Source organism: Streptomyces sp. NPDC006798, assembly GCF_040635975.1.
GTDB lineage: Bacteria > Actinomycetota > Actinomycetes > Streptomycetales > Streptomycetaceae > Streptomyces.
In genome coordinates, this window is the sequence record NZ_JBEYIS010000019.1 from 99,883 (window position 1) to 124,317 (window position 24,435).

23 protein-coding genes are annotated in these 24,435 nt (G+C 73.8%); 12 read left to right on the forward strand and 11 right to left on the reverse strand.

Annotation, left to right across the window (positions count from 1 at the left end; genetic code table 11):
* Positions 1-110: 110 nt before the first annotated feature.
* Positions 111-1,850, reverse strand: coding sequence for a DUF3152 domain-containing protein (locus ABZ714_RS15640; RefSeq protein WP_358825747.1), 1,740 nt, complete (start codon positions 1,848-1,850; stop codon positions 111-113).
* A 9-nt stretch (positions 1,851-1,859) separates the two neighbouring features.
* Complete coding sequence (locus ABZ714_RS15645) at positions 1,860-2,831, reverse strand: alpha/beta hydrolase (RefSeq protein ID WP_358825748.1); 972 nt, start codon at positions 2,829-2,831, stop codon at positions 1,860-1,862.
* A 376-nt stretch (positions 2,832-3,207) separates the two neighbouring features.
* Here ABZ714_RS15645 and ABZ714_RS15650 point away from each other — a divergent pair, with 376 nt between their 5' ends.
* The 4 genes from ABZ714_RS15650 to ABZ714_RS15665 all read left to right on the forward strand — a co-directional run bounded on the left by ABZ714_RS15650 (position 3,208) and on the right by ABZ714_RS15665 (position 5,425).
* Entirely contained in the window at positions 3,208-3,480 is a 273-nt protein-coding gene (locus ABZ714_RS15650; RefSeq protein ID WP_358825781.1) for a hypothetical protein, read from the forward strand.
* Between the two features lie 228 nt (positions 3,481-3,708).
* Entirely contained in the window at positions 3,709-4,362 is a 654-nt protein-coding gene (locus tag ABZ714_RS15655; protein WP_358825749.1) for a TetR/AcrR family transcriptional regulator, read from the forward strand.
* 387 nt (positions 4,363-4,749) lie between these two features.
* Positions 4,750-4,977, forward strand: a complete 228-nt coding sequence (locus ABZ714_RS15660) for a DUF3107 domain-containing protein (RefSeq protein ID WP_358825750.1) — start codon at positions 4,750-4,752, stop codon at positions 4,975-4,977.
* Between the two features lie 175 nt (positions 4,978-5,152).
* Positions 5,153-5,425, forward strand: coding sequence for a hypothetical protein (locus ABZ714_RS15665; RefSeq protein WP_358825751.1), 273 nt, complete (start codon positions 5,153-5,155; stop codon positions 5,423-5,425).
* A 110-nt stretch (positions 5,426-5,535) separates the two neighbouring features.
* On the opposite strand, the gene ABZ714_RS15670 is transcribed toward ABZ714_RS15665, so the two are convergent.
* On the reverse strand, positions 5,536-6,345 hold the full coding sequence (locus ABZ714_RS15670; protein WP_358825752.1) for a ferritin-like fold-containing protein: 810 nt from the start codon (positions 6,343-6,345) through the stop codon (positions 5,536-5,538).
* Positions 6,346-6,995: 650 nt separating this feature from the next.
* On the opposite strand from ABZ714_RS15670, the gene ABZ714_RS15675 reads away from it, so the two are divergent.
* The 3 genes from ABZ714_RS15675 (at position 6,996) to ABZ714_RS15685 (ending at position 10,655) form a co-directional block, all read left to right on the forward strand.
* Positions 6,996-9,335, forward strand: coding sequence for a DEAD/DEAH box helicase (locus ABZ714_RS15675; RefSeq protein ID WP_358825753.1), 2,340 nt, complete (start codon positions 6,996-6,998; stop codon positions 9,333-9,335).
* Positions 9,336-9,432: 97 nt separating this feature from the next.
* On the forward strand, positions 9,433-10,392 hold the full coding sequence (locus tag ABZ714_RS15680) for an alpha/beta hydrolase (RefSeq protein ID WP_358825754.1): 960 nt from the start codon (positions 9,433-9,435) through the stop codon (positions 10,390-10,392).
* A gap of 110 nt (positions 10,393-10,502) precedes the next feature.
* Complete coding sequence (locus tag ABZ714_RS15685; RefSeq protein WP_358825755.1) at positions 10,503-10,655, forward strand: hypothetical protein; 153 nt, start codon at positions 10,503-10,505, stop codon at positions 10,653-10,655.
* 84 nt (positions 10,656-10,739) lie between these two features.
* Here ABZ714_RS15685 and ABZ714_RS15690 read toward each other — a convergent pair whose 3' ends face one another.
* The 4 genes from ABZ714_RS15690 to ABZ714_RS15705 all read right to left on the reverse strand — a co-directional run bounded on the left by ABZ714_RS15690 (position 10,740) and on the right by ABZ714_RS15705 (position 14,079).
* Complete coding sequence (locus tag ABZ714_RS15690; RefSeq protein ID WP_358825756.1) at positions 10,740-11,345, reverse strand: MarC family protein; 606 nt, start codon at positions 11,343-11,345, stop codon at positions 10,740-10,742.
* Positions 11,346-11,550: 205 nt separating this feature from the next.
* Positions 11,551-12,426 (reverse strand): PHP domain-containing protein, encoded by an 876-nt coding sequence (locus ABZ714_RS15695; protein ID WP_358825757.1) that lies wholly within the window; start codon positions 12,424-12,426, stop codon positions 11,551-11,553.
* A gap of 140 nt (positions 12,427-12,566) precedes the next feature.
* Positions 12,567-13,205, reverse strand: a complete 639-nt coding sequence (locus ABZ714_RS15700) for a DUF6758 family protein (RefSeq protein ID WP_358825758.1) — start codon at positions 13,203-13,205, stop codon at positions 12,567-12,569.
* A gap of 160 nt (positions 13,206-13,365) precedes the next feature.
* Positions 13,366-14,079, reverse strand: coding sequence for a suppressor of fused domain protein (locus ABZ714_RS15705; protein ID WP_358825759.1), 714 nt, complete (start codon positions 14,077-14,079; stop codon positions 13,366-13,368).
* 588 nt (positions 14,080-14,667) lie between these two features.
* On the opposite strand from ABZ714_RS15705, the gene ABZ714_RS15710 reads away from it, so the two are divergent.
* Positions 14,668-15,801: a magnesium and cobalt transport protein CorA gene (locus ABZ714_RS15710; RefSeq protein ID WP_358825760.1), complete on the forward strand. Its 1,134-nt coding sequence runs from the start codon at positions 14,668-14,670 to the stop codon at positions 15,799-15,801.
* Positions 15,802-15,906: 105 nt separating this feature from the next.
* Positions 15,907-16,473, forward strand: a complete 567-nt coding sequence (locus ABZ714_RS15715) for a hypothetical protein (protein WP_358825761.1) — start codon at positions 15,907-15,909, stop codon at positions 16,471-16,473.
* 32 nt (positions 16,474-16,505) lie between these two features.
* On the opposite strand, the gene ABZ714_RS15720 is transcribed toward ABZ714_RS15715, so the two are convergent.
* On the reverse strand, positions 16,506-17,330 hold the full coding sequence (locus tag ABZ714_RS15720) for a hypothetical protein (protein ID WP_358825762.1): 825 nt from the start codon (positions 17,328-17,330) through the stop codon (positions 16,506-16,508).
* 189 nt (positions 17,331-17,519) lie between these two features.
* Here ABZ714_RS15720 and ABZ714_RS15725 point away from each other — a divergent pair, with 189 nt between their 5' ends.
* The 3 genes from ABZ714_RS15725 to ABZ714_RS15735 are packed head-to-tail and all read left to right on the forward strand — an operon-like array spanning position 17,520 to position 20,740.
* A complete protein-coding gene (locus tag ABZ714_RS15725) occupies positions 17,520-18,896 on the forward strand; it encodes a CBS domain-containing protein (protein WP_358825763.1) in 1,377 nt (458 codons plus the stop codon).
* On the forward strand, positions 18,893-19,564 hold the full coding sequence (locus ABZ714_RS15730) for a DUF1003 domain-containing protein (protein WP_358825764.1): 672 nt from the start codon (positions 18,893-18,895) through the stop codon (positions 19,562-19,564). Before ABZ714_RS15725 ends, ABZ714_RS15730 begins: the two co-directional genes overlap by 4 nt.
* Positions 19,565-19,606: 42 nt before the next feature.
* The gene (locus ABZ714_RS15735; RefSeq protein ID WP_358825765.1) at positions 19,607-20,740 is read left to right on the forward strand and encodes an Mrp/NBP35 family ATP-binding protein; all 1,134 of its coding nucleotides are present in this window, start codon (positions 19,607-19,609) and stop codon (positions 20,738-20,740) included.
* A gap of 93 nt (positions 20,741-20,833) precedes the next feature.
* Here the strand turns inward: ABZ714_RS15735 and ABZ714_RS15740 are convergent, their stop codons facing one another.
* From ABZ714_RS15740 to ABZ714_RS15750, 3 genes are all read right to left on the reverse strand, one after another.
* Complete coding sequence (locus ABZ714_RS15740; protein WP_358825766.1) at positions 20,834-21,472, reverse strand: hypothetical protein; 639 nt, start codon at positions 21,470-21,472, stop codon at positions 20,834-20,836.
* 381 nt (positions 21,473-21,853) lie between these two features.
* The gene (locus ABZ714_RS15745; RefSeq protein ID WP_358825767.1) at positions 21,854-22,294 is read right to left on the reverse strand and encodes a sec-independent translocase; all 441 of its coding nucleotides are present in this window, start codon (positions 22,292-22,294) and stop codon (positions 21,854-21,856) included.
* Between the two features lie 209 nt (positions 22,295-22,503).
* On the reverse strand, positions 22,504-24,414 hold the full coding sequence (locus tag ABZ714_RS15750) for a trypsin-like peptidase domain-containing protein (RefSeq protein ID WP_358825768.1): 1,911 nt from the start codon (positions 24,412-24,414) through the stop codon (positions 22,504-22,506).
* Positions 24,415-24,435: the final 21 nt, after the last annotated feature.

Here is a 24,435-nt window from a genome sequence, read left to right on the forward strand (position 1 = left end):
AAGCATGGGCCATACATTCGAGTCCTCCGGGCCAGGAGAAACCTCCCGCCGACCGGCGGGGAGAGGGACCCGGCCCCCGGGAGGGGGCGCCGCCGCGGAATGACGGCGCGTCAGCCGCCCGGGTGGACCCAGGGGTTGGGCCGGCAGCGGACACCGCTCTCGGCGACCAGGGACTTGGTCTGCTGCATCATCACCGGGGCGAGTTCGCCCTCGGTGTCGCAGTCGACATGGCCGAAGCCGAGCCGGTGTCCGACCTCGTGGTTGATCAACATCTGCCGGTAGGCATACATCTTGTCCGGCCCGAAGGTGTCCGAACCAAGGCCCCACCGATAGGCGTTGATCATCACCCGTTCCGTCAGCGCCGAGTCGCAGCTCACCGTGGAGATGGAGGTGATGAGGTCCGACTTGGCGCACCACACGTCGGTGGTGCCGGGACTGGCGAGGGTGATCACGAAGTCCGGCCGCCCGGTCGAGATCCGTTCGAAGGTGCGGTCGCCGTCGCCCGCCCAGCTCCGGCGGTCGTTGAGGGTCCGCTGGACGGCGGTGGCGAACAGGACGCCGTCCATCTGGAGGCCGTCCTCGATATCCACCCGGTAGCGGACCTTCTTCCCCTTGCCGGGCGCCTTGTCGAAGCCGGGGACCGCCTTGAACGTCCCACCGGCGGTCAGCTTCCGGTCGACCGGGAACTGAGTGGCCATCAACTGGTCGTAGGTGGGGGCCTGGGGTTTGGTGTCCCGGACCGGCGGCGGCTGGCGGCGGTCGACGGAGCGGGAGGCCGCGCCGGAGTCGTCGGCCCGCTCGGTGTCGGAGGTACTGATGCCGGGGCGGCGCTCGTTCTCGGTGGCGACCTGGCCCGCGACGACGACCGCGAGCACGGTCGTCACGGCGGCGGCGGCGATCCCGGTGAGGGTACGTCCCTTGCCGGCAGCGAGCGGAGGGCGCTGCCCGGGCAGGGACGCGTCGGCCTCGGGCTCCGTATCACCCGCGCGGTCACGGGGCGGCTCTCCGTCCGGGCCGCCCGGACCACCGGGGCCGTCCGGAGCCCTGGTGCCGGCACCGGGGCCGCCGAAGGCATCGACGAACTCCCGGCGCGGGCCCGGTATCCGGGACCCGGCCGACGGTCCGGCGGGCGCGCCGCCGGGACCGGGCACACCGCCGGGTCCGGTGGCGCCGCGCCGACCGCGACGGGCGCCCGGAACGGCCTGCTCCGGGGAGGTGTGCGGAGGTACGGCGGTACCGGCGCCGGTGCCCCAGCCGCCGCCCGCCTCGTGCTGCTCGGGATGGCCGCCCCGGGTGGCGGGGGCGGCGCCGTAACCGGAGGCCGTGTGCTCGGGTCCGTAACCGGCCGGGCGGCCGTGTCCACCCGCACCGGCGGCGGGGCCCTGCGGAGCGTGCGGCGCGGAGCCGTGGGGGGCCGGGCCGCCCTGGGGGAACTGCCCCTGCGGGAACGGCCGGGCCGCCGGAGAGCCGGGGCCCGGGCCGGTGCCGGTGCCGTAGGAGGGGTACGCGGGATGGGAGCCGGTGTCCTGAGGCCCCGGCCCGCCGCCGTGCGCGACCGCCGCGCCGCCTCCGTAGTAGCCGTCGCCGCCATGGGAAGCGCTGTGGGAACCGCCGTAGCCGCCGCCGTGTCCGGGGTGCGCGGCGGGTGCCGGGGCCTCCTGATAGCGGGCGTCGCCCCCGTGGACACCGCCTCCGAAGGTGTCGTAGGCGTCACCCCCGGCGTACGGCTCCGGTGAGCCGCCGGGAGTGCGGGCGCCCTCGTCCGGGCGCGCGGCGGGCCCCGCCCCGGGACCTGTGCCCGGCTGCGGGGATCCCTTGGGCGCGGGTCCCTTACGGCTGTGTCGTCCCACGGGCCCCGATCAGCTCCTGCCGCCGTCGTCGTCGTTGATCAATTCCCGGATCGCCTGTGCGACCGCCTCCGGGTACTCCATCATCGCCACATGACCGGCGTCCGGGAGCGTCACCAGCCGTGAGTCCCGGAAGGCGGCGGACGCCCGGCGGGCCATGCGGTACGAGACGAGCCTGTCCCGCCCCCCGTACACCAGCAGCGTCGGCGCGAGCACCCGCTCCGCCTGCCGCCACAGCCCGTGTTGGCCGCCCAATGTGTACGCGTCGACGATACCGCGCGCCGAGCGGGCCAACGCGTCCCAGAAGTACGGCAGCCGCATCCGCCGTTCCATCTCGGCCACCGCGTGACCGAAGGCTTCCTCCGAGACCCGGCCGGGGTCTCCGTAACAGAGCGCGATGACGCCCCTGGTCCGGCGCTCGGCGGGCCAGTCCCGGGAGGCCCGGGCGAAGAGCCCGGAGACACCCGGCAGGGCGAGCATGCCGGTGGGGACCGCGGTCCGCTGGACTCGCAGTTCGGGCAGGGCCGGGGAGATCAGGCCGAGGGTGCGGACCAGATCGGGGCGGACGGCGGCGACCCGGGTGGCGACGGCGCCGCCGAGGGAGTTGCCGATCAGATGGACCGGTCCACGCCCGGCGGCGTCCAGATACCGGATGACGGCACGGGCGTGCCCGGTGAGCGAGTAGTTGCCGTCGTCGGGCGGCGGGGAGTCGCCGAAGCCCGGCAGATCGACCGCCTCGCCGTCCACGGCGTCGGCCAGCAGCGGCATCAGGGACGACCAGTTCTGGGACGAGCCGCCCAGTCCGTGGACGTAGAGCGCCGGGGGGAGTCCGGTGCGCGCCGGGGGCCGGGAGCGGACCGTGAGGCTCAGTCCGGGGAGCGCGACCGTACGCAGCTCCTCACCCTCGGCGACCCGCACGGCGGCGACCTCGGGAACCACGGGCGCGAGGGAGAGCGGGGCGCCGGGCAGCTCGGTCGAAGACATGCGGCAATGTTACGAGAGGATCACACCGCGAAATGTGTGTTCGGCGTCACAGGGGGCACGGGATCGTATAGCGCCCGGGTTCGTCAGCTCCTACGCTCGTAAGAGCAGGGGAGGAACAAAAGAGGAGAGGCACGCGGTACGGCGACCGGTGGGACCGGTCACGGCGGGGGCAGCGGACGGAGCGGACGGAACAGGGCCGGAAGCGCCCCCGGGGATCGCCGGGACGACCGGGATCGCCGGGCGGCGGGAACCGCGGGCGGGCCGGGGATTTCCCGGACGGCCCGAGGAAGACGGCCCGAGGAAGAGGTGTCCCATGGCTGACGTCGACCCCACCGGTCCGGAGCGGGCCGCCGGAGCCCCCGCGTCCGGCGGGTTCGTGCCGCGCTCCGCGTCCGAGACCCCCGACAGCACCGACCCCGACAACGACCCCGACACCGCCGCCGATCCCGCCGCCGATGGTGCCGGGGACGCCTCCGGCGAGACGACGGACCCCAGTACGGCGGTACCGGAGGCCGACGCCGCCGAACAGCACACCGAGGTCCGGCCCCTCCACGACGAGCGGCCCCGGATCGACCGCGACCGGGCGAACGAGGCCGACGCGGTGGAGCAGTCGCGGGTGGTCGCCCTCGACGAGGACGACTACCGGTGACCCGGTGCGAACCCCCGGTGTCCTCGCACGCCCTGCCGGTCCGGCACCCGGCGGACAGTCGCGTGGCTCCCGATCCGGCGACGTGCCCCCTTTTGCCCCCGAATCGGGAGCTACCGCGACTGTCCGGTCCGTGAAATTCTGCGTCCGCGACGCGCACGGCCGGGTTACCCAAAAGTACGATGGCGGGCGCGGCGACGACCGCGCACGGAACGATTTTGGGAGGCGGCCGTGACAGCCATCGAGCAGACAGAGGCGGCTCGCCCGCGGGGCACCCGGCTGCCCCGCCGAGCCCGCAGAAACCAGCTGCTGGGCGCGGCCCAGGAGGTCTTCGTGGCCCAGGGCTACCACGCGGCGGCGATGGACGACATCGCCGAGCGGGCCGGGGTCAGCAAGCCGGTGCTCTACCAGCACTTCCCCGGGAAGCTCGAACTCTATCTGGCCCTGCTGGACCAGCACTGCGACGCGCTGTTGCAGGCGGTCCGCACGGCACTGGCCTCGACCACCGACAACAAGCAGCGGGTCGCGGCCACCATGGACGCCTATGTCGCCTACGTCGAGGACGAGGGCGGGGCCTTCCGGCTGGTCTTCGAGTCCGATCTGACGAACGAGCCCGCCGTGCGCGAGCGGGTGGAGCGGGTGTCGCTGCAGACCGCCGAGGCGATCTCCGATGTGATCGCCGAGGACACCGATCTGTCGAAGGACGAGTCGATGCTGCTGGCCGTGGGCCTGGGCGGCGTCGCCCAGGTGGTCGCCAGGTACTGGCTCTCCCGGGACACCGGTATCCCCCGCGACCGCGCGGTGGGGCTGCTGACGTCCATCGCCTGGCGGGGCATCGCGGGCTTCCCCCTCCAGGGCGCCGAGCCGGGCGAACCGCCGCGCTGATCCGGCGCCGGGCCGGGCGAACCGCTGTCCCGGGCCGGATGCCGCGCGGCCTCCCTCCCGGCGCCGCGCCCGGCCCGGCGGCACCACTCGGCGAAATCGCCCGGCGGCACCGCCCGCCGCGGCCGTCCGCCCGAGCCGGAGCCGTCGCCGCCTCCGGCGTCGTACCGCCCCCGGGAATTCCGTTCCCGTCCCGCCCGGGACGGCCGCCTCCCGGGGCTTCGGCCGGATCCGCCGGCGCGGGTGATCCCGGGCCGTGCCGCCGCCCCGCGCCCCCTGTTCGCTGATGGCGTTCTCCCACGCGGCTGAGCGGGCCCACCACCGGACTAATGTGTCCTGGGTACGGCGCGGTGATCGCGCGACACACTGACCGTTCGGAGGGACATAGCCGTGGAGGTCAAGATCGGCGTGCAGCACGCACCCCGGGAGATCGTTCTGGAGAGCGAACAGACCGCCGACGAGGTCGAGAAGGCCGTGGGCGAGGCGCTGGCGGGCAAGGCGCGGGTGCTCAGCCTCTCGGACGACAAGGGCCGCCGGATCCTGGTGCCGGCCGACCGGATCGCGTACGTCGAGATCGGCGAGCCCGCCACGCGGCGCGTGGGGTTCGGCGCGCTCTGACCGAACGCCCCGTACAGGGCCCCGGCGGATCTTCCGCCGGGGCCCTGGCGCGTGGCGGGAAGCCGGGCCGCGCCGGTACGGAACGCCGCCGCGGAACAAGGGTTGTCCGCCCCGGTCAGGGGGTAGTACGGGCTGTGACCGCACTCCCCCGTCCGTGTTCGTGAGGTGATCCGCAGTGCTGCTGGCGGCCATCGGCTCGGTTCTGCTCGGCTTCGCCCTCTCCTGGGCGGCCGTCCTCCGGCTCGCCGACCGGCTCCCGGAGCGGCGCGCGGTCTTCGTCGCCGGTCCGCTGGGGGCCCTCTTCGGCGCGTATCTGACCCAGGTGACCCTGGGCCCGGGGCACGTCCCGGCGATGCTGACGGGTGCCGCGCTGGTCGGGGCGGTGACCCTCTCCCTGCTGGTACGCCCCACCAGGGCACGGCTGCGCGGCCGCGCCCTGCCGTTCTGACCCGCCCGCCCGTACCCCGGGGCCGGCAGAGCCCGGCCGGGAGGCGGGGCCCGGCCCACCGGATCCGGTTCAACCGGGCCCGGGAGGCGGACCGGGAGGCGGGGCCGCGGTCAGGAGGCCAGGTCGAGCGCCGCCATCCGCTTGGTGTGGGCCTTGGTGATCCGGGAGAACATCTTGCCGACCTCCGCGAGGTCGAAGCCGTCCGCGACCCCGCCGACCAGCATCGTGGAGAGCGCGTCCCGCTCGGCGACCACCCGCTGGGCCTGCGAGAGCGCCTCGCCCATCAGCCGCCGCGCCCAGAGCGCGAGCCGTCCCGCGATCCGCGGATCGGCCTCGATGGCGGCCCGTACCTTCTCGACGGCGAAGTTGCCGTGCCCGGTGTCGTCCAGGACGGCGAGCACCAGGGCCCGGGTGTCGGAGTCGAGGTGGACCGCGACCTCCCGGTAGAAGTCACTGGCGATCGAATCGCCGACATACGCCTTGACCAGGCCCTCCAGCCAGTCCGACGGCGCGGTCTGGTGGTGGAAGTCGTCCAGCGCCCGGGCGAAGGGCTCCATGGCGGCGGTGGAGTCCTCGTCGACCGCCGTCAGCCGGTCCCGCAGCCGCTCGAAGTGGTGGAACTCCGCGGACGCCATCTTCGCCAGCTCCGCCTTGTCCCCGAGCGTCGGCGCCAGCTTGGCGTCGTCGGCGAGCCGCTCGAAGGCGGCCAGCTCGCCGTAGGCCAGCGCGCCCAGCAGATCGACGACGGCCGCGCGGTACTGGGGGTCGGCGGAGGCCGTGGCCCAGTCCTGGGCGGCGATCCCGGTGGGTGCCGCGGGCGTGGTGTCCTCGGTGTCCTCGTCGGCGTGCCGCTCCGCCTCCGCGGACGTGGCGCGCGGGTCGGGTTCAGGGGCGTGATCAGGCGTCTCCATGGACCGCACAATAGCCCGCGCGGCCCCCGGCGGGCCGGGTCCGGACCGGGCCGGGACCCGGGTCGGAACCCGGTCCGGGCCCGGGATCGCGGGCCGTTCCGGCCGCCCGGCGGGGTTCCCGTGACATCCACCGACACACATGCGCGAATCCGGGGTACAGTGGTATGGCGCCTACTGGAGCGTTGTGACAGTCGCGTGTACGACTGACTGACGGTTCGGTGGGCGATCGCAGTGTTTGACTGAGGAATGAAGGTTCCTTTCCCAGACCCTCCGGGCTTTTCCAGGTCCGATGGGGTCCGGTGGCCCTTCGGACCCCATGAGGATGCCCGGTCGGTGGCACGATCGGCTCCGAACCGACCGCCCTCCGCGCGGACCGTACGCCTCTTCGCGTACGACCGCAGACGAGGGGCCCCCTCAGCGGCACGAGCGCTCGAGCGACGGCAGTGGTCCCGCGCCATCGGCCAACCCGCGGCCGGACAGCACCCCGGTGCGACACCCAGGTGCGGTACGACCCCCTTCGCTCGCCTCGCGCCGCGTCTCACAGAAGAGGCAACATCCTGACTACGCAGCAGACGACTTTCCGGGATCTCGGGATCCTGCCGGAAACCGCCGAGGCGCTCGAAGCCGTCGGCATCCTCAATCCTTTCCCCATCCAGGAGATGACGCTCCCGGTGGCCCTCTCGGGCACCGATGTCATCGGCCAGGCCAAGACCGGTACGGGCAAGACCCTCGGCTTCGGTCTGCCGCTGCTGGAGCGGGTCACCGTCCCCGCCGACGTCGAGGCCGGCCGGGCCACGCCCGAGCAGCTCACCGACGCCCCGCAGGCGCTCGTCGTGGTCCCGACCCGCGAGCTGTGCCAGCAGGTCACCAACGACCTGCTGACCGCGGGCAAGGTCCGCAACGTCCGAGTCCTGGCGATCTACGGCGGCCGGGCCTACGAGCCCCAGGTCGAGGCGCTCAGGAAGGGCGTCGACGTGATCGTCGGCACCCCCGGGCGCCTGCTCGACCTGGCCGGGCAGAAGAAGCTCGACCTGTCGAAGGTCCGCGCCCTCGTCCTCGACGAGGCCGACGAGATGCTCGACCTGGGCTTCCTCCCCGATGTCGAGAAGATCATCCAGCTGCTGCCGCCCCGTCGGCAGACCATGCTCTTCTCGGCGACGATGCCGGGCGCCGTCATCGGCCTCGCCCGCCGCTACATGTCGCAGCCCACGCATATCCGCGCCACCGCGCCGGACGACGAGGGCGCGACCGTCGCCAACATCACCCAGCGCGTCTACCGCGCGCACTCCATGGACAAGCCGGAGATGGTCTCCCGGATCCTCCAGGCCAACGGCCGCGGACTGGCGATGATCTTCTGCCGGACCAAGCGGACCGCCGCCGACATCGCCGACCAGCTGGCCCGGCGCGGCTTCGCCTCCGGCGCTGTCCACGGCGACCTCGGCCAGGGCGCCCGCGAGCAGGCGCTGCGGGCCTTCCGCAACGGCAAGGTGGACGTCCTGGTCTGCACCGATGTCGCCGCGCGCGGTATCGACGTCGAGGGCGTCACCCATGTGATCAACTACCAGTCGCCGGAGGAGGAGAAGACCTATCTCCACCGGATCGGCCGGACCGGCCGCGCGGGTGCCTCCGGTACCGCGGTGACCCTGGTGGACTGGGACGACATCCCCCGCTGGCAGCTGATCAACAAGGCGTTGGAGCTCTCCTTCCACGACCCCCTGGAGACCTACTCGACCTCCCCGCACCTCTTCGAGGAGCTGGACATCCCGGCGGGCACCAAGGGCGTACTGCCCCGGGCCGAGCGCACCCGCGCCGGTCTGGCCGCCGAGGAGCTGGAGGACCTGGGCGAGACCGGTGGCCGCGGCCGCCGTCAGCCGCAGCAGTCCGCCGCCCCGGCCGAGCGGCCCGCCCGGACCCGTACGCCGCGCCAGCGCCGCCGTACCCGCGGTGGCTCGGCCGCCGACGGCGCGATCGTGGCGCCCGAGCGGACCACCGGCCCCGACGCCGGTGCGGCCGAGGAGACCCCGGCGGTACGGACGCCGAGGCGCCGTCGTCGTACCCGCTCGGGTTCGTCCGACCGTCCGGCCGTGGTGAACGCGGCGACGGCGGTGGAGCCCGAGGCCCCGGCCGCCCCCGTGGTGCCCGAGCAGGCCCCGGCGCCCGCCGTCGAGGCGGACGAGACCGTGGCGAAGCCCCGGCGCCGCCGGACGCGTTCGGCGAAGCCGGCGGCGGAGGCCGTCGAGGCGACCGTCGCGGTCGGGACGGCCACTGTGCCGGAGCCCGCGGCCGAGGTCGTGGCCGAGCCGGTCGAGCAGGCCGTGAAGCCGCGCCGGACCCGGACCCGTAAGGCCGCCGTGGCCGAGCCGGTCGCCGAGACCGCCGAGGTCGCGGTCGCCGAGCCCGTCGCCGAGCCCGTCGCGGAGCCGGTCGTGGCCGAGAAGCCGAAGCGGACCCGCACGGTCAGGAAGACCACCGCGAACACCGCGACCGAGACGGCGGCGGACACCGTCGCCACCGAGGCCGCGACCAAGCCCGCCCGCAAGCGGGCCGTCAAGAAGACCGCCGCGAGCACCGCCACCGAGACCCCCGAGGTCACGGAGACTGCCGCGACCGAGGTCGCCGAGGCGAAGCCGGTACGGAAGCGGACGGTCCGGAAGACCGCCGCGAGCACCGTCGCCGAGACCCCCGAGGTCGCGGAGGCCGTCGCGGTCGAGAAGCCGAAGCGGACCCGCACGGTCAAGAAGACCACCGCGAGCACCGCGACCGAGACGGCGGCGGACACCGTCGCCACCGAGGCCGCCACCGCGACCAAGCCCGCCCGGAAGCGGGCCGTCAAGAAGGCTGTCGCCACCGAGAGCGGCGAAGCGGTGGCCGAGGCCGAGAAGCCCAAGCGGACCCGGACCGTCAAGAAGGCGACGGCGGAAGCCGGTGCCGAGACGGCCGAGAAGCCGAAGCGCGCCCCCCGGGCCCGTAAGGCCGCGGTCGCCCAGCCCGAGAGCTGACGGCCCCGAGGTCCGGCAGCACCGCTCGCCGACGGCCCGTCCCCACCCGGGGGCGGGCCGTCGGCGTGCTCGCCGCCGACCCCGTAATCTCGGACGCATGAGCCGCCCCCCGACCTTCGAGCCGCCCGGCTGCGCCCGCGCCCGTACCCTGGCCACCGCCCGGGGCGATTTCGCCGTCCTCGACGCCCGCCCCGGTACGTCACCCGGTGCGGCCCCGGAGACGTCCGGCGGCCCGGTCCGGGGCACGGCCGTCCTGGTGCCCGGTTTCACCGGCAGCAAGGAGGACTTCATCGCCCTCCTCCAGCCGCTCGCGGACGCCGGATACCGGGCCGTGGCGATCGACGGACGCGGCCAGTACGAGTCCCCCGGCGGCGACGATCCGGCCGAGTACACCCTGTCCGAGCTGGGCCGGGATCTGCTGGCCCAGACCGCCGCGATCACCGCGGAAGGCGACGGCGGCCCGGTCCATCTGCTGGGCCACTCCCTGGGCGGGCTGATCTCCCGGACGGCGGTACTGACCGACGCGTCCCCGTTCCTGACCCTGACCCTGATGGCGTCGGGACCGGCCCGGGTCGGCCCGGCGCAGCGGGAGCGGATCCGGCTGCTGAGCGACGCCCTGGCGACGATGAGCCCGGCGGAGGTCTGGGAGGCGATGCGGGCACTGGAGCCGCCCGCCGACACCGAACTGGAGGGGGCCGGGCGGGACGCCCATCAGGACCGGCTCCGGGAGCGCTGGCTGCGGACCCGGCCGGGCCAGCTGATCGGCACCGGCCGCGCCCTGACCGGGGAGCCGGACCGGGTCGGCGAGCTGGCCGCCGTACGGCCGCTGCCGAAGCACGTACTGAGCGGGGAGCGGGACGAGACCTGGCCCGTACCGCTGATGGACGAGATGGCGGTACGGCTGGGGGCGGCGCGGACGATCGTCGCCGGGGCCGAGCACTCCCCCAATACGGACCGTCCGGCGGAGACGGCCGCCGCCCTGATCGCCTTCTGGGACCGGCACGGGACCCGGTCCCGGCCGGTGGACGGCGGCACCCCCGGAGACCGGATTCCTTAGGCTGGGAAAAGTTTTCTTTAGCGTAGGGAATATTTGCACGGTCATCGTCTGTTGAGCCCGGTAGAGACCACACAGTTCTCCAGCAGGAGGATCAGACGAAGGGAGAAGCCTTGCGCTTCGAGATCATGCGCCTGGACGACGTCGACGGCACCGCCGTGGACACCACCGTCGTGGACGCCGCCTCCGTCAACCGGATCGTGCAGCAGGCCGCGGCTACCGGCCAGCGCCTCTACATCCGCCCGGCCGACCCGACCGCCTCATAGCGCCGACGGCCCCATCCCACATCACGGTGCCCCCGCGGAGATCCGCGGGGGCACCGTCGTACCCGCGTACCGCCGGTGGCGGTGTCAGGCGCCCTGGATGACCTGGGTGACACCGTTGATGATCTGCTGGACGGCGATCGCGGAGAGCATCATGCCCGCGAGCCGGGTCACCAGCACCACCCCGCCGTCCTTGATCAGCCGGATGACGCCGAGCGAGTAGCGCATGGCCAGCCAGAGGACGGCGTGCATGGCCACGATCGCCGACCAGACGGCGATCTGCTGCGAGGCGTCGTCGGCGTTCTGGACCGCGAGGATCACCGAGACGATGGCGCCGGGCCCGGCGAGCAGCGGCATCCCGAGCGGTACGAGGGCGACGTTCACGTCCTTGGTCTGCTTGGGCTCGTCGGTCTTGCCGGTGAGCAGATCGAGCGCGATCAGCAGCAACAGCAGTCCACCCGCGATCATCAGGGCGGGTACGGAGACATGCAGATAGTCCAGGATCTGCTGTCCCACCAGGCCGAAGACCGTGATCACACCGAAGGCGACGGCCACGGCCTGCCAGGCCATCCGGCGCTGCACCTTGGCGGGGCGGCCGGAGGTCAGGGCGAGGAAGATCGGGGTGACCCCGGGGGGATCCATGATCACGAAGAGGGTCAGGAACAGGGAGCCGAAGACGGCGGCGTCGAACACGGTGGTGCCTTGCGGGGAGGGAAGCGCGGAAAGGGGAGTGGGGGGTACGGGCGCACGGGACCCCGGCCGGACGGCCGTCCGGCGCTCAGGAGGGAACCGGGGTCGTACCCCGTCGCATCAGTCCGGGGCGCGGTACGCGGCCCGGCGGTGATCCGGCCCGGAACGGTGGTGCCCGGTCCGGCGGAGGGAGTACGAAGTTCAGGGCCTAGACGGCGGCCCGTCCCCCGGCGCCCGGCACGGGGAACGCGCCGGTGGCCCGGCGGGTGATCTCGCCGTAGATCTCGGGGTCGGTGGTGAAGTGCCCGAGCGGGACGTCCTTGCGGCTGCCGTGGTAGTCGCTGGAGCCGGTGGTGAGCAGATTCAGCTCGGCGGCGAGGCCCCGCAGCCGGGCGCGGGCGGGCTCGTCGTGGTCGAGGTGGTCGACCTCCATGCCGTCGAGTCCGGCGTCGGCGAGGGCCGCGATGGTCTCGTCGGAGATCGTCCGGCCCCGCTTGACGGCCGCCGGGTGGGCCAGCACCGCGACGCCACCGGCCGCCTTGACCAGGCGTACGGCGGCGGCCGGGTCGAGTTCGTGCTTGTTGATGTGGGCCCGGCCGCCGTCGGCGATCCACTCGGCGGTGAAGGCGTCGGAGACGGTGGCCACGATCCCGTGCTCGACCATGGCGGCGGCGATGTGCGGGCGGCCGACGGAGCCGTCACCGGCGATCCGGGCGACCTGCTCCCAGGTGACCGGGGAGCCCAGTTCCCGGAGCCGGGCGACGATCGCCTGGGCGCGCGGCACCCGGTCGTCGCGGAGCAGTTCCCGCTCGCGGAGCAGCTCGGGCTCGGCCGGGTCGAAGAGATAGGCCAGCAGATGGACCCCGATACCGTCGACGGCGCAGGAGATCTCGGCGCCGGGGACGAGGGTCAGGGGCCGTTCGAGGTCCGCGAGCGCGGCGATCGCGGCGGCGTGGCCGCGGGTGGTGTCGTGGTCGGTGAGCGCGACCACGTCGAGCCCGGCGGCGGCCGCGTTGCGGACCAGTTCGGCGGGGGTGTCCGTACCGTCCGACGCCGTGGAGTGGGTGTGCAGGTCGATACGCACGCGGGACTCCGGGGGTCGGGCGGACAGGGCGTCTCAGTCTATCGGGGTTCCGGCCCCGTCCGACGCGTCGTCGGTCACACCCGCCCGCCGGGCCGCGCCCCTTACCGCCCGGCCCGCCGTATCCGAGCGGCGGACACGCCCTACGCCAGCAACCGTGGCGACAGCGCCCCGCAGGGCACCAGCTCGACCTCGGCGCCCGCGTCCCGGAGGTCGGTGAGGACGAGTTCGTCGTACATCAGCAGCCCCGAGCGGCCGGGCCAGACGATGGCCCAGAGCCAGAGCCCGCGGGCCTCCCCGGCGAAGACGGCCCGGTCGTCGGGGGCGGCGAGGACGTGCCAGAGCGGAGTGGGGCGGCCGGCCGCCAGTATCTTCGCCTGCGGCGCGTGGTCGGTACGGATGTGCGGGCCGGGGTCGGGACCGTCGATCCCGGCGTACCGCGCGCCGAGTCCGACTCCCAACTCCTCCGCGATCAGCAGCAGTTCGCCTATTCCGCCGAGTGGTCCGGGGCCCGTACACGCGACGGCGGTGGCCCGCCCGCCGCTGCGGTCGTCACCCGCGTACGCGACCCCGGTGAAGAGCCAGCCGACGGGGAGCGGCCAGGGCATCCATACCGGTACCCGGGCGCGGTGCACCGCGACGCCGAGGGCTTCGACACTGGGCGGGATCACCGGCTGCAGCGGGTGCACGGCGCCGTGCACATCGCACTGCCAGACGTCGGCGAAGAGACCGGGCGCCCTGACCCGGCCACCGCACTTCGGGCAACTGGGTTCGCCCCTCATAGGGCTCAACGGTCCTACCCGGCCGTCGCCGCGTCAAGGACGATCACTCTTTCCGGCGTGTGCGCTTGCGGACGGTGGTACGCGGGTGTAACCGGGGCGCGGCGGGCGTACGGCCCCGGGCGCGGCCGTGGGCCCGTAAGGCCCGGCGCCCCGGCGCGCGTCAGTCCAGCGCCACCGACGACCGCAGCGGATCGCGCAGGTCGGCGCCCCGGGCCAGCCAGCGTTCCTGGAGCGCCGGGGCGCCGTGGACCCGCTTCCAGGCGGCTTCGTTGGGGGTCATCGGCAGCAGCGGGAGGAAGCGGACGGGGTCCATCGGCTCGTCCAGTTCGAGATCCGCCACCAGACCGCCGGGCTCGCCGACCAGGACGGAGGGGAAGGGGGCGCCCGGCCACAGGGGCTCACCGAGGCCGAGGGACGCGCCCGGCGCCACGACGACCCCTTCGACCTGCGGGGACGCGGCGAGTACGGCGAGCGGCCGGAGTACCCGGTCGGTCTCGGCGAGCCCGGCTCGGACGGTGAGCAGCAGTTCGGCGCGCGGTCCGCGCAGCGGGTCGGCGAGGGGCGCGGTGGGGTCGGCCATGGGGTGCGCGGACATCCCGAGCGTCGCGTACCGTACGACCCTCTCCGCGCCGGGCCCGAAGCCGCCGGGGCCCGTACCGTCCGGCCCGACAGCCCCCGGGCCGCTTCCGCCGGGGGCACTGCCGCCGGGGTCGCCCGGGCCGCTGCCGCCGTCCGGCCCGCCGCCCGCACCCGCCCCGGTGAACCGGAGGACTTCGATCCGGTCCGTGCCCAGGAACGTCACGGAGGCCCTGGCGTCCGGTTCGCCGAACGCCAGCAGCAACCGGGCTTCGACCAGAGCGAGAACATCTGCCATGCGGCGAGCATAAAACGCGTACGGAACGGGCAAGGACATCAGTTGACCGTCGGTCGGCTGATAGTGTTGGCGGCTGGTCGGGACTTCGCCCGGCGGTGCCTCTCGCGCGCCGCCCGCGTCCCGCCCGTCACATTCGCCCCCGGCTTCGCCCGGGGGTACGGATCTCCCCTACGGGGGACCGGCCGGAGGAGGTGGGGTCCACGGTGGATCGAAGTCGACCGTGCAGTACCAGCCGCTCTTCCGTACGGCCCCGTCCCGGCGCCACGTTCGCGACCGCGCCCGTCCGGTGATGTCCGTTCCTCTCCGCCCACGCGGCTGAGGAGCCGTTCGGCGACCACCCCGTAACCCGGGTTCTCCGGTTCGCCGACGCACCCGACGGCGGCTTCGCACGACGGAAGAGCACCGTTTCCCCCTGGTTTCACCAGCTTTCACCAGCTCGACCCGCTTGTTGCGAAGTCTGTCTGTTGCGAACGCCGTCATCGTGCGCCGATTCCGCGGTGCCGCCCGCTTTGCGGACGTAAGAGATCACGTCCCCATTCCGGGCTGCGCCTCCCCGCGCCGCGACGGCTTCTCCGATGGGAGTCAGCCATGTCGATGATCCGTGACCTGCGCGCCGCCGTCCGCCCCTCGCGGCGCAGGACCGGTGGCGATGCCTGCGCCGCCCCGTACACCGCCGCCGGGTACGACACCGCCCGCGACCCCTCCGCCTCCAGCGCCGTCGTCGACTGCGCCGTCTACCGCGACGGCCGGCGGCTGCCGAGCGACACCTGCCTCACGCCGCGCGAGGCGATGCTGCGGGTCCGCGAGGGCGGCGGTTTCGCCTGGATCGGGCTGCACGAGCCCACCGAGGAGGAGTTCGCCGGGATCGCGGCCGAGTTCGGGCTCCACCCGCTGGCCGTGGAGGACGCCGTCCACGCCCATCAGCGGCCCAAGCTGGAGCGGTACGACGACACCCTCTTCACCGTCTTCAAGACCGTCCACTACCTGGAGGCCGCCGGGCCGAACGGGATCGCGGACGTCGAGACCGGCGAGGTGATGTGCTTCACCGGCCGGGACTTCGTGATCACGGTCCGGCACGGCGGCCAGGGCTCGCTGCGGGCGCTGCGGCACGGCCTCCAGAAGGACACCGAGCTGCTGGCCAAGGGCCCGTCCGCGGTGCTGCACGCCCTCGCCGACCATGTCGTGGACGGCTATATCGCGGTCGCCGGGGCGATGCAGGACGATATCGACGAGGTCGAGATCGAGGTCTTCTCGGCCCCGTCGAAGGGCAGTCCCAGGGGGACCGACGCGGGCCGGATCTACCAGCTCAAGCGGGAGGTGCTGGAGTTCAAGCGGGCGGTGACCCCGCTGCTGCGGCCGATGCAGCTGCTGAGCGAGCGGCCGATGCGGCTGATCGATCCCGATATCCAGAAGTACTTCCGGGACGTCGCCGACCATCTCGCCCGGGTCCAGGAGGAGGTCCTCGGCTTCGACGAGCTGCTGAACTCCATCCTCCAGGCCAACCTCGCCCAGGCGACCGTGGCCCAGAACGAGGACATGCGCAAGATCACCTCCTGGGCGGCGATCATCGCCGTCCCCACGGCGGTCTGCGGGGTCTACGGCATGAACTTCGACTACATGCCCGAGCTGAACTGGAAGTACGGCTATCCGGCGGTGCTGACCGGGATCGCGGTCATCTGCTTCACCATCCACCGCACCCTCAAGCGGAACGGCTGGCTCTGACCGGTCCCGGGCCGCTCCGGGAAACCGGCCGGGACGGGCCGGGACGGGCCGGGACCGCCCGCCGCGGACTCCGGCCGGTCCCGGGGCCGCCGGTAGGCTGCGGCCATGACAGACGCGCAGCCCGCCGCGGCCCCCGGCCAGGACGTGACCCCCGCTCAGGATCCGGAGCTCGGCCCGGCCCTGGTCGAGGAGGCCGCCAAGAAGTCCGGTCTGATCTGGGTCAGGGGCGAGGCGGACGGCGCGCCCGAGCGGGCCCTGTGGCACATCTGGCACGAGGGCGCGGCCCATGTCGTGGGCGACGGCCCGGCCGAGCAGCCGCTGCCCGGTCTGGTCGCGGGCGGCACCGCCGAGATCACCGTACGCAGCAAGGACAAGGGCGGCCGGCTGGTCTCCTGGCAGGCGTCGGTGACCGAACTGGCGCCCCGCTCCGAGGCGTGGGAGTCGGCGGTGGCCGAGCTGAAGTCCAAGCGGCTGAACGCGGCCGACACCGAGGGCCTGCCGGAGCAGTGGGCGGCCGGCTGCCGGGTGCTGCGGCTGGAGCCGGTGACGATCGCGGCGGAGCTGCCCGACGGCTCCCTCGCCGTACCGCCGCCGCCCAGTCCGGCGACGACCCGCCGCCCGATCCCCCCGGCGCTCCCCCGGCTCCTCTTCCGCCGCCGCGCCCGCTCCTGACGGCCCCGGGCCACCGGGCCACCGGGCCGGGACTACCCTTCGGACCCCGAGCCCCCGTCGGACTTCTTCAGGTCCCGGCCGTAGTCGACCACCGTCGACTGCCGCGGGGGCGCGAGCGGGAAGTCGACGTCCCACTCCCCCAGCGTCAGCACACCGGCGCCGCCCGCGCGGGCGAACTGGACCGGATACGGGGCGCCGTCCAGGGACACGTCGAGGACCCCGCCCGCGCCCTCGGCGGCGTCGACCTTGATGGTCCGTACCCCGCCGATCTTGGTCCGCTCGCCCTTGGACAGCTCCCCCCGCATCCCGAGGAAGCCCTCCAGCATCCCGTCCTTGTCGGTGAAGCCGCGGAACTGCTGGTACGCCGGGTCTCCCTTCGGCACCTTGACGTACTTGTCGTCGAGCTTGCCGGCCGCCTCCGCGCCCCACTTCGTCGGCGCGGTGCCCTCCTCGCCCCGGCTGGTCCAGAAGTCCGCCTCGGCCTTGAGATAGAGGTCGTCGCCGATCCGCAGCAGCTCGAACGTCTGGCCGTCGGCGGTCACCGAACCCGAACCGCCGTCCTCCTTGAGCCGCATGTTCAGCGTGTACGTGCCGTCCTTGCCGGTCAGCGTGCCGGAGAGCCGGACCGCCTTCGCCGCGTCGGCGGCCGTCCGCGCCCGCTCCTCGATCTCGGTCGCCGTCAGCTTCCCCAACCCGTTGGTGCCCTTGTCGGGGTCCTCGTCGCCGCCGCAGCCCGCGGCCCCGGCCGCGAGCCCCGCGCAGAGCACCGCGGCGAGCGCGGCCCGCCGGGCCCGAAGGGTCCGGCGGACGGCCGGACGGGACCCGGAACGCCGGGAAACGGAACGGAGAAGAGTCACCTGCGCACTGCCTCTCATCGGCTTCTGATGGGGTGGCAGTGCGCAGCGTACCCGGGCCCGCGCGGCGGCTTCACCGGCAGCCGCACGGAAGCCATACGGACGCCGAACACCGGCGCCGCGAATCGGTACGGGCTAGCCTGAAACCCCCGAACGGCAGCGTTCACCAGCGGAACCGGACGAAAGAGCAGCATGGCCGGAAGCACCCCCCGGGTCTTCGTCTCCCATCTCGCCGGGGTTCCCGTCTTCGACCCGAACGGCGACCGGGTCGGCCGGGTCCGCGATCTCGTCGCCATGCTCCGGGTCGGCCACCGGCCGCCCCGGCTGCTGGGCATGGTGGTGGAGGTACTGACCCGCCGCCGGATCTTTCTGCCGATGACCCGGATCACCGGGATCGAGTCCGGCCAGGTCATCACCACCGGGGTGCTCGACGTCCGCCGGTTCGAGCAGCGGCCCACCGAGCGGCTGGTCCTGGGCGAGCTGCTGGACCGCCGGGTACGGCTGGTCGGCGAGGGAGCCGGGAGCGGCGGCGGCACGGACGAGGAGGTCACCGTGCTGGACGTCTCCGTACGGCGGCTGCCCGCCCGCCGGGACTGGGAGATCGACCGGGTCTTCGTCCGCCGGGGCAAGGGCGGGGCGCTGCGCCGCAAGGGGGAGACGCTGACCGTGGCCTGGTCGGCGGTGACGGGCTTCTCGCTGGAGGAGGAGGCGCAGGGCGCGGAGAGCCTGGTCGCCACCTTCGAGCGGCTGCGCCCGGCGGATCTGGCGAATGTGATGCACCATCTGTCGCCGAAGCGGCGGGCCGAGGTCGCCGCCGCCCTCGACGACGACCGGCTGGCGGACGTGCTGGAGGAGCTGCCGGAGGACGACCAGGTGGAGATCCTGGGCAAGCTCCACCAGGAGCGGGCGGCCGACGTCCTGGAGGCTATGGACCCCGACGACGCGGCCGATCTCCTCTCCGAGCTGCCCGAGGAGGACCAGGAGCGGCTGCTGACCCTGATGCGGCCGGACGACGCGGCCGACGTACGGCGGCTGCTGTCGTACGAGGAGCGGACGGCGGGCGGTCTGATGACCACGGAGCCCATCGTGCTGCGGCCGGACGCGACGGTCGCCGACGCGCTGGCCCGGGTGCGGCAGGAGGACCTGCCCCCGGCGCTGGCGGCCCAGGTGTACGTCTGCCGCCCGCCGGACGAGACGCCGACCGGGAAGTATCTGGGGACGGCGCACTTCCAGCGGCTGCTGCGGGAACCGCCGTACACCCTGGTCGCCTCGGTCGTGGACAGCGATCTGCCGCCGCTGGCGCCGGACACCCCGCTGCCCGCGGTGACCAGCTATCTCGCCGCGTACAACATGGTGGCGGCGCCGGTGGTCGACGAGGGCGGGGCGCTGCTGGGGGCGGTGACCGTGGACGACGTACTCGACCATCTGCTGCCGGAGGACTGGCGGGAGACCGAGTTCGAGGAGTCCGCCTTCCACGAGGACGTGGCGGCCCGGGCGGACGGACCGCCGGGCGGCGGGGCCGGTGGCGCGGCGGCGGGCGGGACCGGCGAAGGGGCGGCGGGGCGATGAGCGGCGACTACGGGCCGCCCGCCGACCGGGGCGAGGCCAAGGACCGGACGGCGGCGGTACGGCCCCGGACCCGGCTGGACATGCCGCAGGTGCCGAAGCTGACGATCCTGCCGGAGTACGACCCGGAGGCGTTCGGGCGGCTGTCGGAGCGGATCGCCCGCTTCCTGGGCACGGGCCGGTTCATCGTCTGGATGACCGCGGTCATCATCCTCTGGGTGCTGTGGAACATCTGGGCCCCGCGCGAGCTGCGGTTCGACCAGTACCCGTTCATCTTCCTCACCCTGATGCTGTCGCTCCAGGCGTCGTACGCCGCCCCGCTCATCCTGCTGGCGCAGAACCGGCAGGACGAACGCGACCGGGTCACCCACGAGCAGGACCGGGAGCAGAACGAGCGGTCCATCGCGGACACCGAGTATCTGACCCGGGAGATCGCGGCGCTGCGGATGGGGCTCGGCGAGGTCGCCACCCGGGACTGGATCCGCTCGGAGCTCCAGGACCTGCTGCGGGACCTGGCCGTACCGGACGGGGCGGGTCCGGGGCCGTACGGAACGGGTCCCGGGCCGTACGGAACGGGCCCCGGGCCGTACGGGCCCCGGGGCGACTCCAGCGGGCCGCCGGGCGTATTCCCGGACCGGCCCGCTCCGGACCGTGACGAAGGCGACCGCTGACGGGCTTTCCCCCGCCGGAGCGCCGCGCCGTACCATCTCCGTATGGCTACGGAAGACGCGGTGCTCGCGGCGCTGGCGACGGTGAACGACCCCGAGATCAACCGACCGATCACCGAACTCGGCATGGTGAAATCGGTGCAGATCGGGGCGGATGGCGCAGTGGCCGTCACGGTCTATCTGACGGTCTCCGGCTGCCCGATGCGCGAGACGATCACCAAGAACGTCACGGACGCGGTCGCCCGGGTCGACGGCGTCACCCGGGTCGATGTGACGCTCGACGTGATGAGCGACGAACAGCGGCGCGAACTGGCGGCGGCCCTGCGGGGCGGCACCGCCGAGCGCGAGGTCCCGTTCGCCCGGCCCGACTCCCTGACCAGGGTCTACGCGGTCGCCTCCGGCAAGGGCGGCGTCGGCAAGTCGTCCGTGACCGTGAACCTGGCGGCGGCGATGGCGGCGGACGGGCTGAAGGTCGGGGTCGTCGACGCCGATATCTACGGCCACTCGGTGCCCCGGATGCTGGGCGTCGAAGGGCGGCCCACCCAGGTCGAGAACATGATCATGCCGCCGTCGGCGAACGGTGTGAAGGTGATCTCCATCGGCATGTTCACCCCGGGCAACGAGCCCGTGGTGTGGCGCGGCCCGATGCTGCACCGGGCGCTCCAGCAGTTCCTCGCCGATGTGTACTGGGGCGATCTGGACGTACTGCTGCTGGACCTGCCGCCGGGCACCGGCGATATCGCCATCTCGGTGGCCCAGCTGGTGCCGAACGCGGAGATCCTGGTGGTCACCACCCCGCAGCAGGCGGCGGCCGAGGTCGCGGAGCGGGCCGGTTCCATCGCCGTACAGACCCATCAGAAGATCGTCGGCGTGGTCGAGAACATGGCCGGGCTGCCGTGTCCGCACTGCGACGAGATGGTCGACGTGTTCGGTACCGGCGGCGGCCAGAAGGTCGCGGAGGGCCTCTCCCGGACCACCGGGACCACCGTCCCGGTCCTCGGCTCCATCCCGATCGACGTCCGGCTCCGGGAGGGCGGCGACGAGGGCAGGCCCGTGGCGCTCAGCGACCCCGAGTCGCCCGCCGGGTCGGCGCTGCGGGCCATCGCGGGCAAGCTGGGCGGCCGCCAGCGCGGCCTGGCGGGCCTCAGCCTGGGAATCACCCCGCGCAACAAGTTCTGAGCCGCGTACGGTACGGGCCCGGGGCGCCGAGGGGCGCCTCCGGGCCCGGCCGGGCGGTTCTTCGCCCGTGCCTGTTCCTGTGCCTCTGCCGGGTCAGGCGTACGGGGTGAGGTCCCGGACCATCGAGAAGCCCAGGCCGTACGCGCTCATCCCGCGGCCGTACGCCCCCAGATGCGTACCGTCCCCGGTCGTGCCCGCCAGCACCCAGCCGAAGTCGGTCTCCCGGTAGTGGAACGCGGTCGGCTCGCCGTCCACCGGCAGCGACAGCTCGGACCAGGGCTCCCCGTCGAGCTGGTCGGCGAGTTCGAACGCCGCCTCCGTCTGCTGGTCGAGCCAGTCGTCCCGCAGGGAGTGGTCCATCTGCGGCGGCCAGGTGTGCGCCAGCAGCCCCGACCCGGCCAGCCAGGCCGCCGACGACACCGAGGTCGCGTCGAGCACCCCGGTCCCGTCACCGCTGCGGCGTACGGGGCTGGCGGCGACCGTGATCACCACGGCGAACCGCTCCCTGGCCTCCGTGTCGGCGGCCCCGGCCGCGGCGGCCCGTATCGACGGGGTGTCCCCGTGGCCCAGCGACCCGTGCTGGACGACCCCGTCCGCGGCCGAGCCCACACCCATCAGCCGGCGCGGCCCGGTGAACGCGTCGTCCAGCCCGTACCAGGCAAAGGACGCGCGGACATAGTCCTCCAGCACCGGTACCACCGGCTGCCGCGCCTCCCGGCTCGTGGTCTCCATCGGTCCGGCCGCCTCCTCCGTGTCCCAGGTCGGGAGCGGACCCGCCCCCCTCGGGCGTCCTCGCGTCCTGACAGATGGAGAGAATAACCACCCACCCCCGCGCCCACGTGTTTCCCCGCCACCGCCGCGCGGCCCCGCCACCGTTCAGCACGGCGCGATGGAGTGTTCCCAGGGGCGCGGGGCCCACCTCGGGCGCGGCACGCTGGAGGGCGTTCAGGGGCGCTGGGTGTCCCCCCGTCGCCGAAGGCATAGGGGGCGGAACTGTGCGAACGGCCACGACACAGCGGCAGGCGGCGAACCACGAACAGTCGCCGCCACAGGGCCCGGGGGCTCCCCGGGGCGCCGGGCCCCGGATGGTGGCGGGACCCTCAGCGGGAGGCGTTACGTCGCGTCGGCGTCGTACGGCGGACGCTCTTCCCGGCCCGCCGCCGGCTCCCGCTTCTTCAGCAGGTCGGGGGTGCCCGCCGCGGCCGGGGCGGGGGCGGGGACGGGCTCGGCGCCGTTGACCGTGTCGGCGAGGTCGTTCATGTCCTTGCGGAAGTCGAAGGAGTCACCCAGCTCCTTCAGGTCCCGAAGATCGTCGTTCTGGTCGAGCTGCTTGCGCAGGAACGTCTTCGGATTCAGGTCCTCGAACTCGAAGTCCTTGAAGTCCGGCCCCAGTTCGTCGCGGATGTCCTGCTTGGCGCTGTCGGAGAACTCGCGGATCTTCCTGATCGTCCGCGACACGTCCTGGATGACCTTGGGGAGCTTGTCGGGGCCGAAGACGAGCACGGCGAGCACCACGAGAGCCACCAGCTCCAGTACGCCTATGTCATTGAACACCCAGCTGCTCCTCGTGTTCTCCGTGGTCCGTGGGTCCGCGGATGGGGACGGGATCCGATCCACCGTACCCGGCGGACGTTCCGCTCGTCACGTGTCGGTAAGGGGTGATCCCGGCCGAACCGCCCACGAAGCGGGCTGTCCGTCCACCGTTCACGGCCCGGCCCTGGTTCGGCCTGAACACGGCCTGAACGCGACCTGAATCCGGCCTGTCAGTCGCCTTCGGAGGAGCCGAGCCGGAGCTTCTTCTTCTCTTCGCGGCCGTCGCGCTCGACGGTGAGTTCGAGCTCGTCACCGGGCCGGTGCGCGCGGATCTTGACGATCAGCTCCTCGCCGCCGTAGACCTTCCGGCCGTCGACCTCGGTGATCACGTCGCCCGGCCGGATACCGGCCTTCGCGGCGGGCCCGTCGGGGACGACCGTGGGGCTGCCGTCCTTGTTCTTCTCGCTGACCCGGGCGCCCGCGCCGGTGAAGCGCATATCGAGATTGACCCCGATCACGGGGTGAGTGGCCTTGCCGGTGTTGATCAGCTCTTCGGCGACCCGCTTGCCCTGGTTGACCGGGATGGCGAAACCGAGGCCGATGGAGCCGGACTGGCCGGCCTCGGGGCCGCTCCCGCCGCCGTCGGCGGCGCGGATGGCGCTGTTGATGCCGATGACCCTGGCCTTGGTGTCCATCAGCGGTCCGCCGGAGTTGCCGGGGTTGATCGGGGCGTCGGTCTGGAGGGCGTCGACATAGCTGATGTCGGTGCCGTCGCCCTTCTCGCCGCCCGCGGTGATGGGCCGTTCCTTGGCGCTGATGATGCCGGAGGTGACCGTGTTCTGGAGGTCGAAGGGGGCGCCGATGGCGACGACGGGGTCGCCGACCCGGACGTTGTCCGAGTTCCCGAGCGGCAGGGGGGTCAGTCCGGCGACCCCGGTGACCTTGACGACGGCCAGGTCGTAGCCGCTGTCCTTGCCGACGAGGGTGGCCCGGGCGGTCTCCCCGCCGCTGAACGTGACGGAGATCTCGCCGGAGCTTCCGGCCGGGTCGACGACATGGTTGTTGGTGAGGATGTGGCCCTGCTTGTCGAGCACGAAGCCGGTGCCGGTGCCCTGTTCGCCGCCGCCCGCGACATGGAGGGTGACGACACCCGGCAGGGCGCGGGCGGCGATCCCGGCGACGCTGTCGGGGGCCCGGTCGCGGCTCTCCTTGGGGGCCTGGTCGAGTTCGATCCGGTCGGTGCCGAAGCCGCCGGTGCGTTCGACGTACGAGCCGATGCCGCCGCCCGCGACACCGGAGACCAGGGCGAGCAGTACCGCCCCGGCGATCAGGGGGCCGCGGCCGCCGCGGCGCCGGGCGGGCTCACCGGTGTAGGCCAGCGGCGCGGCCGGGGGCGGGGTGCCGCCGGAGCCGCCGGTGGCGGACCAGGGGTCGTAGTGGAGCCACTGGGACGCGGGGTACGGCCCGCCGGGCTGTGTCCCCGGCCCGGCGGAGGGCGCGGCGGGGGCAGTGGCGTTGGTGGGGCCGGTGGGCGGCGCGGCGAACCCGGCGCCGTCCGTCGCGTGCGGCCCACCGGGGTGCGTACCGGTCGGGTGCGTACCGGTCGGCGGGGGCGCGGCGGGGTGGGCTCCGGTGGGGTGAGTCCCGGTGGCGGTCCGGGGGTCGCTCGGCGGGGTCGCGGCGGGCGCGGTCCCGGGCGGGGCCGGATAGGCCGGCGGCAGCCGCGTGCCGTGCGCGGGGGTCGGTACGGGCCGCTGCACGGGCGGCGCGGGCGCCCAGGGTCCCGGGCCGCCGTAGGGCGGGGTGCTGTACTCGTCGGGCGCGTGGAGCGGGGCGGGTCTCGCGGGCGCGTGCTCCGCCGGGGGCACCGGGGCCGGGCCCGGTACCGGCGGCGGCGGTACGGCTCCGGTGGCGCCGTCCGCGCCGTGTCCCGGCCCGTCGGCGGGGGCGCCGTGGGCGGCGGGCCCGGGCGGGGTCGTCGGCGGGGGAACGGGCGGTACGGCCGGGGGCGCGGGGGGCTGTCCGGGCGCCGCGCCGTGGCCCGGCGCGGTCCCGGTCTCCGCGGCGGCGTCGGCCCGGCGCCGGGAACCCGGCCGGCTCCACCAGGCCGCCTTGGGTCCGGTGGGCTTCCCGTCGTCCATGCTGTCCCCGTTCTCCCCCGC

Coding starts and splice junctions, on each gene's coding strand:
- ABZ714_RS15705 (WP_358825759.1), bottom strand. CDS start 14,079: ATGGCAGATGTTCTCGCTCTGGTCGAAGCCCGGTTGCTGCTGGCGTTC.
- ABZ714_RS15680 (WP_358825754.1), top strand. CDS start 9,433: ATGAGCCGCCCCCCGACCTTCGAGCCGCCCGGCTGCGCCCGCGCCCGT.
- ABZ714_RS15645 (WP_358825748.1), bottom strand. CDS start 2,831: ATGTCTTCGACCGAGCTGCCCGGCGCCCCGCTCTCCCTCGCGCCCGTG.
- ABZ714_RS15730 (WP_358825764.1), top strand. CDS start 18,893: ATGAGCGGCGACTACGGGCCGCCCGCCGACCGGGGCGAGGCCAAGGAC.
- ABZ714_RS15700 (WP_358825758.1), bottom strand. CDS start 13,205: ATGAGGGGCGAACCCAGTTGCCCGAAGTGCGGTGGCCGGGTCAGGGCG.
- ABZ714_RS15675 (WP_358825753.1), top strand. CDS start 6,996: ATGACGCTCCCGGTGGCCCTCTCGGGCACCGATGTCATCGGCCAGGCC.
- ABZ714_RS15735 (WP_358825765.1), top strand. CDS start 19,607: ATGGCTACGGAAGACGCGGTGCTCGCGGCGCTGGCGACGGTGAACGAC.
- ABZ714_RS15740 (WP_358825766.1), bottom strand. CDS start 21,472: ATGGAGACCACGAGCCGGGAGGCGCGGCAGCCGGTGGTACCGGTGCTG.
- ABZ714_RS15750 (WP_358825768.1), bottom strand. CDS start 24,414: ATGGACGACGGGAAGCCCACCGGACCCAAGGCGGCCTGGTGGAGCCGG.
- ABZ714_RS15710 (WP_358825760.1), top strand. CDS start 14,668: ATGTCGATGATCCGTGACCTGCGCGCCGCCGTCCGCCCCTCGCGGCGC.
- ABZ714_RS15725 (WP_358825763.1), top strand. CDS start 17,520: ATGGCCGGAAGCACCCCCCGGGTCTTCGTCTCCCATCTCGCCGGGGTT.
- ABZ714_RS15715 (WP_358825761.1), top strand. CDS start 15,907: ATGACAGACGCGCAGCCCGCCGCGGCCCCCGGCCAGGACGTGACCCCC.